The sequence below is a fragment of the Marinobacter sp. BSs20148 genome (assembly GCF_000283275.1).
Classification (GTDB): Bacteria; Pseudomonadota; Gammaproteobacteria; order Pseudomonadales; family Oleiphilaceae; genus Marinobacter; species Marinobacter psychrophilus.
On sequence record NC_018268.1, the window covers coordinates 3,602,222 to 3,616,042 of the forward strand.

12 protein-coding genes are annotated in these 13,821 nt (G+C 54.0%); 7 read left to right on the forward strand and 5 right to left on the reverse strand.

The window, feature by feature from the left end; all coding sequences use genetic code 11:
• Positions 1–129: 129 nt before the first annotated feature.
• Positions 130–567: a VOC family protein gene (locus MRBBS_RS16455; protein WP_014872720.1), complete on the forward strand. Its 438-nt coding sequence runs from the start codon at positions 130–132 to the stop codon at positions 565–567.
• Positions 568–679: 112 nt separating this feature from the next.
• Here MRBBS_RS16455 and MRBBS_RS16460 read toward each other — a convergent pair whose 3' ends face one another.
• A complete protein-coding gene (locus tag MRBBS_RS16460) occupies positions 680–3,334 on the reverse strand; it encodes a CoA transferase (protein ID WP_014872721.1) in 2,655 nt (884 codons plus the stop codon).
• Positions 3,335–3,720: 386 nt separating this feature from the next.
• On the opposite strand from MRBBS_RS16460, the gene MRBBS_RS16465 reads away from it, so the two are divergent.
• The 4 genes from MRBBS_RS16465 to MRBBS_RS16480 all read left to right on the forward strand — a co-directional run bounded on the left by MRBBS_RS16465 (position 3,721) and on the right by MRBBS_RS16480 (position 8,102).
• On the forward strand, positions 3,721–4,230 hold the full coding sequence (locus MRBBS_RS16465; RefSeq protein WP_227497688.1) for a BCCT family transporter: 510 nt from the start codon (positions 3,721–3,723) through the stop codon (positions 4,228–4,230).
• A 76-nt stretch (positions 4,231–4,306) separates the two neighbouring features.
• Positions 4,307–5,464, forward strand: coding sequence for an iron-containing alcohol dehydrogenase (locus MRBBS_RS16470; protein ID WP_014872723.1), 1,158 nt, complete (start codon positions 4,307–4,309; stop codon positions 5,462–5,464).
• A 75-nt stretch (positions 5,465–5,539) separates the two neighbouring features.
• Positions 5,540–7,036 carry a CoA-acylating methylmalonate-semialdehyde dehydrogenase gene (locus tag MRBBS_RS16475; RefSeq protein WP_014872724.1) on the forward strand — a complete coding sequence of 499 codons (1,497 nt, stop codon included), beginning with the start codon at positions 5,540–5,542 and terminating at the stop codon, positions 7,034–7,036.
• Between the two features lie 154 nt (positions 7,037–7,190).
• A complete protein-coding gene (locus MRBBS_RS16480; RefSeq protein WP_014872725.1) occupies positions 7,191–8,102 on the forward strand; it encodes a LysR substrate-binding domain-containing protein in 912 nt (303 codons plus the stop codon).
• Between the two features lie 208 nt (positions 8,103–8,310).
• Here MRBBS_RS16480 and MRBBS_RS16485 read toward each other — a convergent pair whose 3' ends face one another.
• Positions 8,311–8,757, reverse strand: a complete 447-nt coding sequence (locus tag MRBBS_RS16485; protein WP_014872726.1) for a DUF4124 domain-containing protein — start codon at positions 8,755–8,757, stop codon at positions 8,311–8,313.
• 188 nt (positions 8,758–8,945) lie between these two features.
• On the opposite strand from MRBBS_RS16485, the gene MRBBS_RS16490 reads away from it, so the two are divergent.
• Complete coding sequence (locus MRBBS_RS16490) at positions 8,946–9,842, forward strand: chemotaxis protein (protein WP_014872727.1); 897 nt, start codon at positions 8,946–8,948, stop codon at positions 9,840–9,842.
• A gap of 111 nt (positions 9,843–9,953) precedes the next feature.
• Here MRBBS_RS16490 and mqo read toward each other — a convergent pair whose 3' ends face one another.
• Entirely contained in the window at positions 9,954–11,438 is a 1,485-nt protein-coding gene (gene mqo / locus MRBBS_RS16495) for a malate dehydrogenase (quinone) (RefSeq protein WP_014872728.1), read from the reverse strand.
• A 300-nt stretch (positions 11,439–11,738) separates the two neighbouring features.
• Between mqo and MRBBS_RS16500 the strand changes: the two genes are divergently transcribed.
• The gene (locus MRBBS_RS16500; RefSeq protein WP_014872729.1) at positions 11,739–12,719 is read left to right on the forward strand and encodes a calcium/sodium antiporter; all 981 of its coding nucleotides are present in this window, start codon (positions 11,739–11,741) and stop codon (positions 12,717–12,719) included.
• Here MRBBS_RS16500 and msrB read toward each other — a convergent pair.
• Entirely contained in the window at positions 12,716–13,147 is a 432-nt protein-coding gene (msrB, locus tag MRBBS_RS16505; protein WP_014872730.1) for a peptide-methionine (R)-S-oxide reductase MsrB, read from the reverse strand. The two genes, MRBBS_RS16500 and msrB, sit on opposite strands and share 4 nt — an antisense overlap.
• Before the next feature lie 11 nt (positions 13,148–13,158).
• On the reverse strand, positions 13,159–13,821 hold the full coding sequence (msrA, locus tag MRBBS_RS16510) for a peptide-methionine (S)-S-oxide reductase MsrA (RefSeq protein WP_014872731.1): 663 nt from the start codon (positions 13,819–13,821) through the stop codon (positions 13,159–13,161).

The following is a 13,821-nucleotide window of genomic DNA, read 5'->3' on the forward strand; positions in this document are numbered from 1 at the left end:
TGGCAGGGCCGCTAAGGCAAAAACGGCAGATAATGTGCTGAGAATACGGTTGTCTGTTTTGATTCCATACATAAGGCGTAGCGACAGTCAGTCATTCATTTCATACTTATCACGCCGGGGACAAACACTATGGCCGTGCAAGATCCATTTCATCTCGCCATACAAGTTCGAGATATAAACGAAGCTCGCCGATTCTATGGTGATTTTCTAGGCTGCCCTGAAGGCCGCTCGTCCGAAAGCTGGGTCGACTTCGACCTGTACGGTCATCAGTTTGTTTGTCATCTCAACCCTGCACTGAAAGAGCAATCCGCAAACACTCATAAAAACCCGGTAGACGGCCACGGCGTGCCCGTTCCGCACTTTGGGGTGGTTCTGGAAATGGATGCATGGAACACGCTATCTGCAAAACTACGTGAGCACGGAGTGGCTTTCGAAATTGAGCCCTACATACGCTTTAAGGGTGAGCCGGGGGAGCAAGCCACCATGTTTTTTTACGACCCTTCGGGAAACGCTTTAGAATTTAAAGCTTTCAAGGACCGCGAAGCCCAGCTCTTCCAAAAAAGCTGAGTTTCTACCAACTCCTAAGACACCGGAACTCAAAGAACTTTAAAGCCCCGCTCGTCGGGGCTTTTGCTGTCTATATTTTTTGGACGTGTCGGAGATTATTGCCAGCGCGAGCCTACGCTACTGACTCACTGCCCAACAAAACGGCTCCCTCGCTCTGCAACACCTCGGGCGAGACGATCGCCGGCGCTGGCTGAGAAGCTGCACGTAAAATCTCGCCGATACTGATTGCCGGACTGACAACCTGCAAGCTTTCCACACCCGGTAGGTATTGCCTGCTCCAATTCAGGCCTGCAATTTTGCGCTCAATCATCGATTCCACTTCCGCTTCGGAGTAGCCGATGCTGGCCAGAACGCTGCGGGTGGAGTAACCGAATTGTTCTGCCGGTGTAAAGGCGCGGGTAGATGCATCTGTCGGGCGAATCGAACAGTGGTCAATATGGGTAATACGGTGGCCGCTAGGATGGTTGGAGTAGGTTGAAAACGAGAAGCTGCCCAAAGTCGTTCCTGGCGTACCATCGGCTTCGCGGTTGTACTGTTCGCGCAGGTCTTCAATGGCATTCGGTTGGGCTGCTGCAATGCCCGCTTCCTGCAGAATGTCTGCCCAGTAATTGGCCGGCGCTGTTTGGAAAGCTGCGCGTAAGAACTCGCCGATACTGGCCGCTGAACTGATGCCTTGTAAACCTTCTATGCCTTCGAGCTTGTCCAGCTCCGAGCGGTTTGAGTCCAGGAAAACCCAGCCATCACTGGTTTTATAAAAGTGCGACAACTCGTGGTGGCCCATTGCCTCCCGTCCCGATGGCTCATTGAAGGGCGCGCGGCCCTTGTAGTCAAAGGCAAACGGAATTTGGGCAATGTTGGTCACCGCCGACAGGGAGGTGCGTGCGCGAGTGGCCTGGCCAGTTTTCAACTTGTGATAGAGGGAAACCGCCATAGCCAAGCCCGCAGCAAAGCCACAGTTTACGTCGAGAGTACCTAGGTGAGCGTGCTCTTCTGGGGTAGCCGGGCCACCGAAGCGGCTCATGATGCCACTGTTTGCCTGAATAATGTCGTCGTACCCGATGTAGTCGGTCTTAGGCCCGGGCAAAGGACCACCAAGGCAATCGAGGCGACAGAACAGAACACCGGGGTTCAAGGCCTGCAGGCTGGCGTTATCCAATCCCAAAGGCTTCATTTGGCGATCGGGCGCGTTAATCACAACCATGTCCACCGAGCGTACAAGGCGGTTAAATCCCTCACGACCCTCAGCTGTGGTTATATCCATCAACGCACTTTGTTTATTGACGTTGGTCTGGAAAGTGAACAATACGCCAATCAAAGGGTCGTACATCGGCTTGACCGTATCCAGCTTGATCACTTCTGCCCCAAAGCGGCTTAAAAAAGCGGTTGAATGCGGCCCTGCAATCACGTTGGTAAGGTCCAGAATACGCAGACCTTCCAGCCAGCCGTTGCCGCTAGCCGGCTGAATGGCCTTGCCAGTAGGCCGGGTTACCGTTTCCTGCGCTGCAACTGAAGACAGCTCAACCAGTGCTTCATCAAACGAAACCGTTTTGCGAGGACGCGGCGCGAGCATGTCTGCGGCGAACTCTTCCAGCCAGGCAATTGGCCCGGGCTGTTTCATCAGGCCATACACAGAATCGTTAACCTCAACAATAAGGCCAGCAGCGTTGGTGTGTTCATCATTCACCCACTCTTGAGTGGTGCGATGCGGCGCTCCGGGAATCTGACCCTCGCCAAACAGCACACCCCACTCTGTGGATGTCTTAGCCAGGAACGCTTTTTTCATCTTCTCGGAGATGATGTCAGCCCACTTTTTGGGTAGTGGATAGACGCCAATGGAGGTCTCGCCATCCCACTCGGCGACGGGCGCGTGCAAATCTTCAACTTCGGGTAGCCCAGCGGCTTTCAGTTCGTCGTAGACACCCAGCAGTATCAATGCACGTTTGGCATGATTGCGATGCGATGGGCAAACGCAGTAGAACATGCGACCGTCAGCACACTCATAGGTGCGATAAAACGGGTCGAGATATTCCTGCAGGTCTTCGTAGCTCAGATCAAACTCGATTTTATTGGCCTTGCGGTATTCGATTTCATCTTCCCGCATGGTCTTGTAGCGGCTGGGCAGGCCGTCGATAACGTAGGAGTTGTAAGACAGGCCTTCCATCAAGGCAGCGGCAATCGGTACTTCAACGTGGTCCCCCCGGCCTGTTTTTTCCCGCTCCAATAACGCGAGTACGGCGGCACTTGAAGCGAGTGAGATGGCGTAAGCTGAGCCGAGCGGAAGGGGAGAGAAACTAGGGTTAACGCCCATCAGTACCCGGTTAAAGCCCATGTCAGTGAACGCACCGCAGGTGGCGGCGACCACGGCTTCAGTCGCTTTCCATTCACGGCGCAGATCATCGTTGCTGGCAAAACCTGGCACTGACAGGGTGATCAGCGCGGGACGATTAGCACGCAGTTTTGCGAAGTCTAAACCCAACTTTTTCATGACACCCGGGCGGAAGCTTTCGATAACGATATCGGCTTTTTCAATCAGTTTTTTGGCCCGTGCCAACCCGGACTGACTTTTTAAATCCAGCTTCAGACAGCTTTTGTTACGGTTCAACACGGCATTAGCTGGGTGGTCCCATTGGGGGCCATTGGGGGGATCGACGTGCACAACAGTGGCACCGAAGTCCGCCAACACCATGGCTACAGCAGGGCCGGCAATCTGCTGGCCAAAATCAACAACGCGCACGCCTTCTAACGGCAGGGGGTTCTTTTTTGTCATTGCTCTTAATCCTTTTCGCTGTGCATCAGCGTTTGTTGAGCTGTTATGAAAACCGACGGTGATTCGGTGGTGATCATGTTAGGAGCACAACTGACGCTGGAACCAACGAAAAAAAAGAGCTCTGAGACCTCGATTTATTTATAGGTAGTGGCTGACGTGGTGGTGGCACAAGCCATAAAAAAAACAGCACCTTAGGGGCGGTTTTTATTGGTTTCAATCTACAACCAAACCCAACGAAAATGGCGGCACTTCGATTGAGGATGCCGAGACATATCAGGAATTCAGTCAGACAGAGCGAACAAAAATAATTAAAAAACTCCGAAAGAGGTACCAATGTATGAACAACAAAAAAGACTATATCTGCTCGACCGGCTGGCTGGATTACTATCTTTGGCAATACCGCCATGTTTATCGAATTGTTCGGCAATGGCGGAGTGGTTGCTGCGGCCAATGCGGATACCACCATGGCGCTGTTCAAAACAATCGAACTGATGAATACCAACAGTTGGGTCGTTACCGTGATGGCAGGTATTTGCACCATTATGCTGGTGACTTACTTCGTGACCTCTGCAGACTCCGCAACCCTAGTCGTGTGTACCTTAATTTCGATGGGTGATAGTGAGCCTTTGGCCCGTTATCGCGTGTTCTGGAGCGTAGCGATTGGTGCAGTGGCTTCAACCTTGCTGTTGACTGGCGGCCTGGCTGCTTTGCAAACCGCTACCATCGTTGCCGCGTTACCCTTCTCATTCATACTGATCATGGCCATCTACGATCTGTTTAAATCACTGCTTGAAGAGCCGATACCAGGACAGCTGCTTAAAGCCGCTGCCGTGGCAAGCGACGCTGAATTGCTGACCAGGAGACCTAAAGTAGCTGTGGCTACGGTTTCTCTCTGATCTTCAAACCATCATTCAGGGCCTCAGATCCACGGTGGGGTGAGGCCCGCAACGTTAGAAACAAGTGGAGCAAAACATGGTTACTCAAGTCATTCTCCCGCGCATTCTGAAAATTGGTGAAGGAGCCTCACAGCAATTACCGCAGGTGCTGGCGAGCCTGGGTTGCAGTCGCCCATTAATCATCACCGATAAGATGATGGTTAAACTCGGTTACACCCAAACTATTCAAGACTGCCTGGCGGCGAGTGGACTGTCGGCCGACGTGTTCGATGACACCGTGCCGGAACCTACGGTTAGCTCAATACAGGCGGGCGTTGCCAAAGTACGCGACGGTGATTACGACAGCATTATCGCCCTTGGCGGCGGCAGCCCCATCGACAGCGCAAAGGCGATCAGTATTCTGGGCAAATTTGGCGGCGTAATGCGGGATTACAGGTTTCCGCGCATTGTTAACGAGTTGGGTTTACCCATCATTGCCATACCCACCACGGCCGGCACTGGTTCAGAAGTGACCAAAGTGACGATCATCACGGACGAGTCCAACGATGAAAAAATGCTGTGTGTGGGCGTTGGTTTTATGCCGTTAGCGGCTTTGGTTGATTTTAACCTGACCTTAAGCCTGCCCAAGCGCACCACCGCCGATACCGGTATTGATGCCCTGACCCACGCGATGGAAGCCTACGTTAGCCAGAAGGCGAGCTTGTATACCGACGCTCAGGCCATTGCAGCAATGCGCTTAATCGGTCCGAATTTGCGCCGCGCGTTTCATGATGGCACCGACAAACAGGCTCGCGAGCGAGTCATGCTGGGATCCACTCTGGCCGGCATTGCCTTTTCCAACGCCTCGGTGGCTTTGGTACACGGCATGAGCCGACCGATTGGCGCCGCTTTCCACGTGCCCCACGGATTGTCCAACGCCATGTTACTGCCTGCGGTTACCGAGTTTTCCATTCCCGCCGCTGCGGAGCGTTATGCTGACTGTGCTCGTGCTATGGGCGTTGCTTCTGAGCAAGACAGCACTGACGTTGCCAACAGCAAACTAATGGCCGAGCTTTATGCCCTGAATGACGAACTGGAAGTGCCGACTCCAGAACTGTTCGGTATCGATCGCGACGAATTTTTCCGGCTGCTGCCCACCATGGCTGAGCAGGCTTTGCAGTCTGGTTCCCCGGGCAACAACCCCCGTGTACCCAGTGCCGATGAGATTATCGAGCTTTACAAAAAGCTCTGGTGAAGCTGGTAACCCAACAACTTTTTTGATAGAAACAACCCTTACACGCGCAGCGTGAACTTACTTTGAGGACATATTATGAGCACCGTAGGACATTTGATTAACGGCCAGATTGTTAACGACAAAAACCGTACCCAGCCTATTTTTAATCCCTCTACCGGTGACTCCACACGGCAGGTTGCACTGGCTTCAAAAACCACGGTAGAAAAAGCGATCGCCGCTGCGGAAGCAGCTTATCCTGCATGGCGCGCGACCCCTCCCCTTAAGCGCGCACGCATCATGTTCCGCTTCAAGGAATTGCTTGAGCAGAACGCTGACCACATTGCCCAGTTGATCGGTGAAGAGCACGGCAAAATTCAACACGATGCTCTTGGAGAGCTGCAACGCGGTATCGAAAATGTGGAGTACGCCTGCGGTGCTCCCGAACTTTTAAAAGGCGAGCACAGCGCCAACGTTGGCCCCGGCATTGACGCCTGGAGCGAATTCCAACCGCTGGGCGTGGTTGCGGGTATTACACCGTTTAACTTCCCGGCCATGGTTCCGCTGTGGATGTACCCGATGGCGATTGTTTGCGGTAACTGTTTTATCCTGAAGCCTTCAGAGCGCGATCCTAGCTCCACCCTGTTCATTGCTCAACTGTTGCAACAAGCAGGCTTGCCTGACGGCGTTATGAACGTTGTCAATGGCGATAAAGAAGCGGTGGATACACTGTTACGAGACCCTCGCGTTCAAGCGGTTAGCTTCGTCGGCTCAACCCCCATTGCCGAATACATTTACACCACCGCCAGCGCTCACGGCAAGCGTTGTCAGGCTTTGGGCGGTGCCAAAAACCACGCCATCGTCATGCCCGATGCTGACATGGACAATACCGTGAACCAGCTGCTAGGCGCCGCATTTGGCTCTTCGGGTGAACGCTGCATGGCGCTGTCGGTTGCGGTTGCCGTGGGTGACGCTGCCGCTGATGCCTTGGTCGCCAAGATGGCCGAAGCCATGAAGGCGCTGAAAGTGGGTGCGTACAACGTACCCAGCAATGACTTTGGCCCCGTGATCACCGCTCAACACCGCGACAAGATCGTGGGTTATATCGACAGCGCAGAGAAGCAGGGCGCACACATTGTCGTAGACGGTCGTAACCAGGTCGTTAACGGCCACGAAAACGGCTTTTTCGTGGGTGGCACGCTCATTGATCGGGTTACTCCTGAGATGACAAGCTACCAAAAAGAAATTTTTGGACCGGTGCTTCAGGTGGTGCGCGTTAAAACCATGCAGGAGGCCATGGATTTGATCAACGCTCACGAATACGGAAACGGTACCTGCATCTTTACCCGGGATGGCGAAGCCGCCCGTTATTTCACCGACCATATTATGGTCGGCATGGTCGGCATTAACGTACCCTTGCCGGTACCGGTGGCTTATCACAGTTTCGGTGGCTGGAAGCGATCCTTGTTTGGCGATTTGCACGCCTACGGCCCCGATGGCGTGCGCTTCTACACGCGTCGCAAGGCTATTACGCAGCGCTGGCCTTCCGCCGGAGTCCGCGAGGGTGCCGTATTCTCGATGCCAACGATGAAGTAAACGTACCGATTGATCGCCTGTTTGTTGTAAGTTGATTCTTGGCGGTGTACTCACAAGGTGAGCCACCGCTTTTTCATGTCTGGCGAGATGGCGGCATTCAATCAAGAGACAAAACACACTACGGCGCTCAACAACAAAAATAGAGTTGCGGACCATGAAAAAGAGACTTCCACCGTTAAATTGGCTGCGGACTTTCGAAGCAGCAGCACGCCATCTGAACCTGACCCAGGCTTCGGTTGAATTGAATTTGACCCAGGCCGCAACCAGTCAGCACATTAAGGGGCTTGAGTCCCAGCTCTACACGGTCCTGTTCCGGCGATTACCGCGGGGCTTGGAATTGACAGACGCAGGCAAGGCGTATCTGCCAGTGGTGCATGAGTGCATCAGGCGGCTTACCACAGCAACCGAAGAAATCTTCGGTCAGAGCAAAAATCGATTGTTAACTGTCAAAGTGAACCTGGTGTTTTTTACCACTTGGATTGCCCCTCGGCTTGCCGGCTTCTACCAGCAATATCCGGATGTGGGTATGCGTTTCACCAGCAATATCTGGCTGGACCAGGAGATACACACCCATGATTCCGATATGGGAATTCGCTATGGCAAGGGGTATTGGCCGGGCTTCGATGCCGATCGGCTGAGTTGGGACGAGCTATTTCCTGTCTGCAGTCCGCGTCTGGCGAGCACCCTTGGGTCGATCAACCAAGCAGACCTAGGTGCCTGCGAACAGCTGAGTAAACAGACGCTGCTGCACGTTATCGGTTACGAGGAAGGCTTGGGCCATTGGCTCGATCAGGCTGGCTTGTCTGATATCCGGTTTTCCCATGAAATTCAGTTTGATACCTTGATTTCTGCGCTAGAGGTGGCAAAACACGGGGGAGGCCTCGCCCTCGGCAGAACGAGTTTGGTCGAAGACATGCTCGAAAAAGGCCTACTTGTGGCACCGTTTGAACAAAAAGTCCCAACGGCCGAAGCTTTTTATCTCCTGCGTCCGTCTAATAAATACGTTCACCCACACGCTGAAATTTTTCGTAGCTGGTTAATAAAAGAAGCCAAACAAAAAAATTAGTTCTTAAAAAAACCTACTTGACCAAATCCTGATTCCGCAAGCCGTTCAATGGTTCTGCTGCTGATTTTGCAGACAGCTTAATGCCAAATGACCTCAGCTTCCAGCGACAACGGCTGGGCGAACTGGCCGTTAAGCCCCATACGTTCGATGGGATTTTGGAACCGTCGCAATTTTGCTCAATTTTTTTATAATTACGCAAATACGCTCACTATCGCCGCAAACATTCCCAGGTCCGCTTGCTGGCCAACTCCCGCCTGTCGCGTCTTAGCCGGTTTCCTCGAGAGGCTGAATAGCCACCGGCGCGCAATCGGCTTTCTATATTGCCGATGCGGTCTGCATAATTCTCACAGGTTTTTTGCTGGGCAATCTCGGCCGCATTGGCTTGTGCGGGCTTTTGAGCTTTACCCTGAACCGAGTTCTTCGGTGTGTCAGGCTGAAGGCCCTGCAAACGGTCGCCACGGCGTCGGTTATTGTCTGCGATAGGAATCACAGTGGGCTGGTGGAAATTGATCGCCTGGCTGCCAGGCGTTTTGGGCTTATCGGTGAAGTGGGTAACGCCGTTAGCGTCCGTCCAGCGGTAGTAATCGGCTTTTGCCGCACCAGACAGGCTGACTAACATCACCACAACAGCAATGGATATCGGGACGGGTCGCATCGTTCATTCCTTTGACGTTTGCGGTTCGGCACAGCAAATGGGCTATCACTCAAAATCAGACGATAACATGCTAAATAAGTACTCGCATAAAATGTGTCAGTAACGCTGTTTTTTTACCCTCATCGGTTATGCTGTATTGCTCTACCCGTAATACTGGGAACACATTTTGTTTTTTGACAGGTGCGCTTATGAGTAGCCAACCCAAGCAGCTGCAAAAACTGCTGCTGTTTCAACTGACAGATCACCGGCAGTTTGGCCTGGGCACTCTGAAAATCCGCGAAATCATGCCGTTCAGGCGTCTTAGTCGCCTGCCCCATAGCCACCACGCCATTGTTGGCACGGCCACCTTCCGTAACGCGGCGGTGCCGGTAATCGATATGGCCGCGGCTATTGGTTACCCGGCGTTAAGCGCGGAAGAGCGCGCCGATGCCTCCATTATCGTGACCGACGTGCAGCGTCAGGAAATCGGTTTTATGGTGCGCAGCGTGCAACGCATCGTTGAAGCCGATTGGAAAAAGGTGTTGCCGCCGCCCCAAGCCCTGGGTAAAAACGCGTTTATTACCGGTTTGCTAACCCTTGATGGCGCTTTGGTGCAACTGCTAGATCTGGAATTGCTGCTGGCTAGGGTATACCCGGAGTCTTTGAACAGTCAGGACGTGCTGCTGAACGATATGGAGATAGAAACCCTACGCAACATGTCGATTCTGCTGGTAGATGATTCACGGGTGGCGCGCAAACAGCTCTGCGATGTGCTGGATCGCAAGAATATTGGCTATCAGGTAACCGAAAGCGGCACGGCAGCGTTCGAGTACCTGCTGGATAGCAGCGCCCACGGCAAACCGGTGAATATTCTGGTGAGCGACATCGAAATGCCGGGCCTGGACGGCTATGAACTGACGTTCAAGGTGCGCGACAACAGCCAACTGCACCAGCCATACATTATTCTGCATACCTCACTGAACAGCGAAATGAGCCTGAGTTATGCCGAACAGGTCGGTGCTGATACCGCGCTTACCAAGTTCGACGCTGAGGAACTGATGCACGCTATGTTAGTCGCGGCGCAAGGGCGCCAGCAGCAGGTCTGATGGCCCGTCTATTATTGCCGGCACCATTGTTGCCGGCAGCGTAAGACAAAAACCGGAGCCAGCTCACCAGGCTCCGGTTTTTTTATGCGCTTGCCCCGTCAGGATTCCGCGTCACGGTTTGAGCTTAAGGGTGGTGAGCGTACGCTCACGCACTTTTAACAGCAGCTCTTCGTCCTCTTCTAAAGACTGGCCGTACGATGGCACCAAAACTTTCATGCGCGCCTGCCACTCCGGGGTTTTCATTTTCTCGGGGAAGCAGCGCTGCAACACGTCGAGCATCGCGTTTGCGGCTGTTGAGGCGCCAGGCGAGGCTCCCAGCAGCGCGGCTAACGTGCCGTCTTTGGCAGCAACTATTTCAGTACCAAATTCCAGCTTGCCGCCGCCGTCTTTGGATTTTTTGATGATCTGCACCCGTTGGCCTGCGTCCTGCAAGTGCCAGTCGCCCTCGCGGGCATCCGGGAAGAAATTGCGCAGTGCGTCTACCCGGTCGCGGTGGGACTGAAACACTTCGCCAATCAGATAGCGGGTCAGATCCATGTTGGACTTGCTCACCGACAACATGGGGCGCAAGTTCGACGAGCGCACCGAACTGATCAGGTCAAACACCGAACCTTGTTTCAGGAAGCGGGTGGTAAAGCCGGCAAAGGGTCCAAACAACAGGGCCGGCTCGCCGTTAATAATGCGGGTATCCAGGTGTGGCACCGACATCGGCGGCGCACCAATCGGCGCTTTACCGTAAACCTTGGAATGATGCTGCTGCACCACTTCCGGCCGGTCACACACCAACCACTGGCCGCTCACCGGAAAACCGCCATAACCTTCGGCTTCATCAATACCTGATTTCTGCAACAGGGGCAGAGCACCGCCGCCCGCACCCAGGAACACAAAGCCGGCTTCCAGTTTAGTCTGTTTACCGGTTTCCTGATTTTTGACCCTTATTTTCCAGCGCCCGTTATCGCGTTGGTCAATATGGTGCACCGGGCTGTTCAGCATTAGCTCGAAACCAGGCTGGCTTTCCAGATGTTTCACGATGCTGCGGGTCAGGGAACCGAAATCCACATCGGCGCCGTGCTTTATCCGGGTAGCGGCAACACGCTGCATGGGGTCACGGTGCTTAACGATCAGCGGCATCCACTCGGCCAGGTCTTCCGGCGACTCGCTGTATTCCATTTCACGAAACAGGTGATGCGCACTCAGGCGTTCGAAGCGGCGTTTAAGGAAGGCAACGTCTTTTTCGCCCCAGACGAAGCTCTGATGAGGGGTACGGTTTATGAATTTTTTCGGATCGGGCAATATGCCCTGCTCCACCAAGTAAGACCAAAACTGCAGCGTTACTTCGAATTGGGCGTTTATCTGCAGAGCCCGGTCGATGGCCACATCGCCCTCGTCGGTCTCGGGGGTGTAGTTCAGCTCACAGTAGCCGGCGTGACCGGTACCTGCGTTGTTCCAGCCATCAGTGCTTTCGTGGGCAATATGGTCCAGACGCTCCACCAGAACGATGTCCATGGTTGGGTCCAGCTGCTTCAATATCATGCCGAGGGTAGCGCTCATGACGCCCCCACCGACCAGCACTACGTCTGCCTGTCTTACGGCCATTGGTTGTTCACCCTAGCGAGTATTGAGCTTGTGTGCTCTTTCACGATCAGCAAAAGAGCCTGTCGGAAACCAGCCAGATGGAGATAATAATGCTGGCAACGGTTTCCTGAATGCGATGTAACGATTATCCCGGCTTTCGGCGCATTATTACACTGTAATAAGCAACGGTTGCGCGTCATGTAAAGACTCACTTGGCCCCCGGAGCCTGTCTTCGTTGTAATTGATTTTCCCGACTTTTCCAGACAATATCATCGCAAATTGAGTCTCACACCCCCCCGGTTTAGTAAAGAGGTAGCAGGTATGTTACTGGCGATCGGTGCAATCATTGCCGGCTTGATTCTTCTGGTGTGGAGCGCCGACAAGTTTGTCGACGGGGCCGCCGCCGCCGCTAAGCATTGGGGCATGCCCACTTTGCTGATCGGCATCGTGATTATCGGCTTTGGCACCTCCGCCCCCGAGCTGGCTGTTTCTGCTATCGCCGCGATGGAAGGCAACTCCGGCCTGGCCTTGGGCAACGCCTACGGTTCCAACATTACCAACATAGCGCTGATTGTTGGCTTAACAGCCATCATTGCGCCTATTGCCGTGCATTCACAAATCGTCCGCAAGGAACTGCCACTGCTCGTCGGCCTTACCCTGATTGCCGGTTACCAGCTAATTGATGGCGAGCTGTCGCACACCGACGGTTGGGTTTTGCTAGCGGTTTTCGCGGCGGTGATGGGCTGGTTCATATTCCAGGGCCTGCGCAATAAAGATGACTCTGTTGAAGCTGGCCTAAAGGAAAGCGCGTTGGCCCATCCCATGCCGCTGAGAAACGCCGTTTTCTGGCTGGTTGTGGGCTTGGTGCTGCTGGTCGTCAGTTCCCGAATGTTGGTTTGGGGCGCGGTTTACGTTGCCCAGAGCTTGGGCGTCAGCGATCTGGTTATTGGCCTGACCGTTGTCGCCGTTGGCACGTCTTTGCCGGAGCTGGCGTCAGCCTTGGCCGCCGTGCGCAAAAATGAACATGACCTGATTCTCGGCAACATTCTGGGTTCGGGTATTTTCAACACACTCGCAGTGGTCGGTCTTGCCGCGACCATCAACCCATTGCAGGTGGACCCAGAGGTCCTCTACCGCGACTGGTCACTGATGCTGGCGCTGACCGTTGGCCTACTGCTGATGGGCTTTGGCTTTGCCGGCCGCAACCGCATCATCAGTCGGGTAGACGGTGGTATTCTAATGCTGGTCTACGTGTCGTACACCGGCTACTTGTTAAGCACCATGATACCCATCAACGGCTAAGCGCTGGCGTTTTCCTTGAACGTCAGAGCCACCGAGTTCAGGCAATAGCGCTGGCCAGTAGGCGCCGGGCCGTCTGGGAAAACGTGACCCAGATGGCTGTTACAGCGCGGACAGCGCACTTCTATGCGACGCATGCCCAGTGTATCGTCTTCAATAGAATGAATGTGTTGCGGATCGAAGGGCTGAAAAAAGCTGGGCCAGCCGGTACCGGAGTCGAACTTGGCGTTAGAATTAAACAACGGCAAGTCACACAATCGGCATTCGTAAACACCCTGTTTTTTGTTGTCCAGCAGCGTGCCGCAAAACGGAGGTTCGGTGCCATGGTCTAACAATATCCGACGCTCGTCGGCGCTCAGGCCAACGGCTTTCTCTTCAATCTGTTCCGCTGTTAGCGGCGTCAGATCGTATCCGGCTGCAGATTCGGCCAAAATAGTGCTCCTTACGCTTTATTCAAGTGGTCGTCGGTAGATCTAGACGTTACGCCCGGCTTTAGCCGATCGCTGTATTGGTCAACTAATTTCTGCACTTTGGGCGCAGCAACCGCCATGATATAGGGCTGACCCGGGTTGCGAGCGGCAAAGTTCTGGTGATCTGCTTCTGCTACGTAGAAGGTTTCCAGCGGCTCCAGTTCCGTCACAACCGCCGAATGGAACACGCCTGCCTGGTCCAACTGTTCGATATAAGCTTGCGCGACCTGGCGCTGCTGTGCCGACTGATAAAAAATGGCCGAACGGTACTGGGTGCCAATGTCGTTACCCTGGCGGTTGCGCTGGGTGGGGTCGTGCGCCACCGAAAAGAATACTTTCAGCAAGCTGCCCAATGACACCTGATTCGGATCGTATTCGACCTTAATTGCTTCGGCGTGGCCAGTGGTGCCGGTGCATACAGCATGATAGTTAGCGCTGCCAGCAGATCCGCCAGTGTAACCGGATTCAACCGAGTGCACGCCGTTCATGGCAATCATGACCGCCTCCACGCACCAGAAACAGCCACCTGCGAGTATTATCTGACCGCTGTCTTGGTCTGCGGAAAGATCCTGTTCAGGATCCGGAAACCGGCTGCGCGGCACAGTCATGCCGGGGATGCTACAGGATGTTGTCAT

Excerpts from the sequence above, each read along its gene's own strand:
- MRBBS_RS16500 (WP_014872729.1), top strand. The coding sequence starts at position 11,739 with ATGTTACTGGCGATCGGTGCAATCATTGCCGGCTTGATTCTTCTGGTG.
- MRBBS_RS16485 (WP_014872726.1), bottom strand. The coding sequence starts at position 8,757 with ATGCGACCCGTCCCGATATCCATTGCTGTTGTGGTGATGTTAGTCAGC.
- MRBBS_RS16475 (WP_014872724.1), top strand. The coding sequence starts at position 5,540 with ATGAGCACCGTAGGACATTTGATTAACGGCCAGATTGTTAACGACAAA.
- MRBBS_RS16480 (WP_014872725.1), top strand. The coding sequence starts at position 7,191 with ATGAAAAAGAGACTTCCACCGTTAAATTGGCTGCGGACTTTCGAAGCA.
- MRBBS_RS16455 (WP_014872720.1), top strand. The coding sequence starts at position 130 with ATGGCCGTGCAAGATCCATTTCATCTCGCCATACAAGTTCGAGATATA.
- mqo (WP_014872728.1), bottom strand. The coding sequence starts at position 11,438 with ATGGCCGTAAGACAGGCAGACGTAGTGCTGGTCGGTGGGGGCGTCATG.
- msrA (WP_014872731.1), bottom strand. The coding sequence starts at position 13,821 with ATGACAACATCCTGTAGCATCCCCGGCATGACTGTGCCGCGCAGCCGG.
- MRBBS_RS16490 (WP_014872727.1), top strand. The coding sequence starts at position 8,946 with ATGAGTAGCCAACCCAAGCAGCTGCAAAAACTGCTGCTGTTTCAACTG.
- MRBBS_RS16470 (WP_014872723.1), top strand. The coding sequence starts at position 4,307 with ATGGTTACTCAAGTCATTCTCCCGCGCATTCTGAAAATTGGTGAAGGA.
- MRBBS_RS16460 (WP_014872721.1), bottom strand. The coding sequence starts at position 3,334 with ATGACAAAAAAGAACCCCCTGCCGTTAGAAGGCGTGCGCGTTGTTGAT.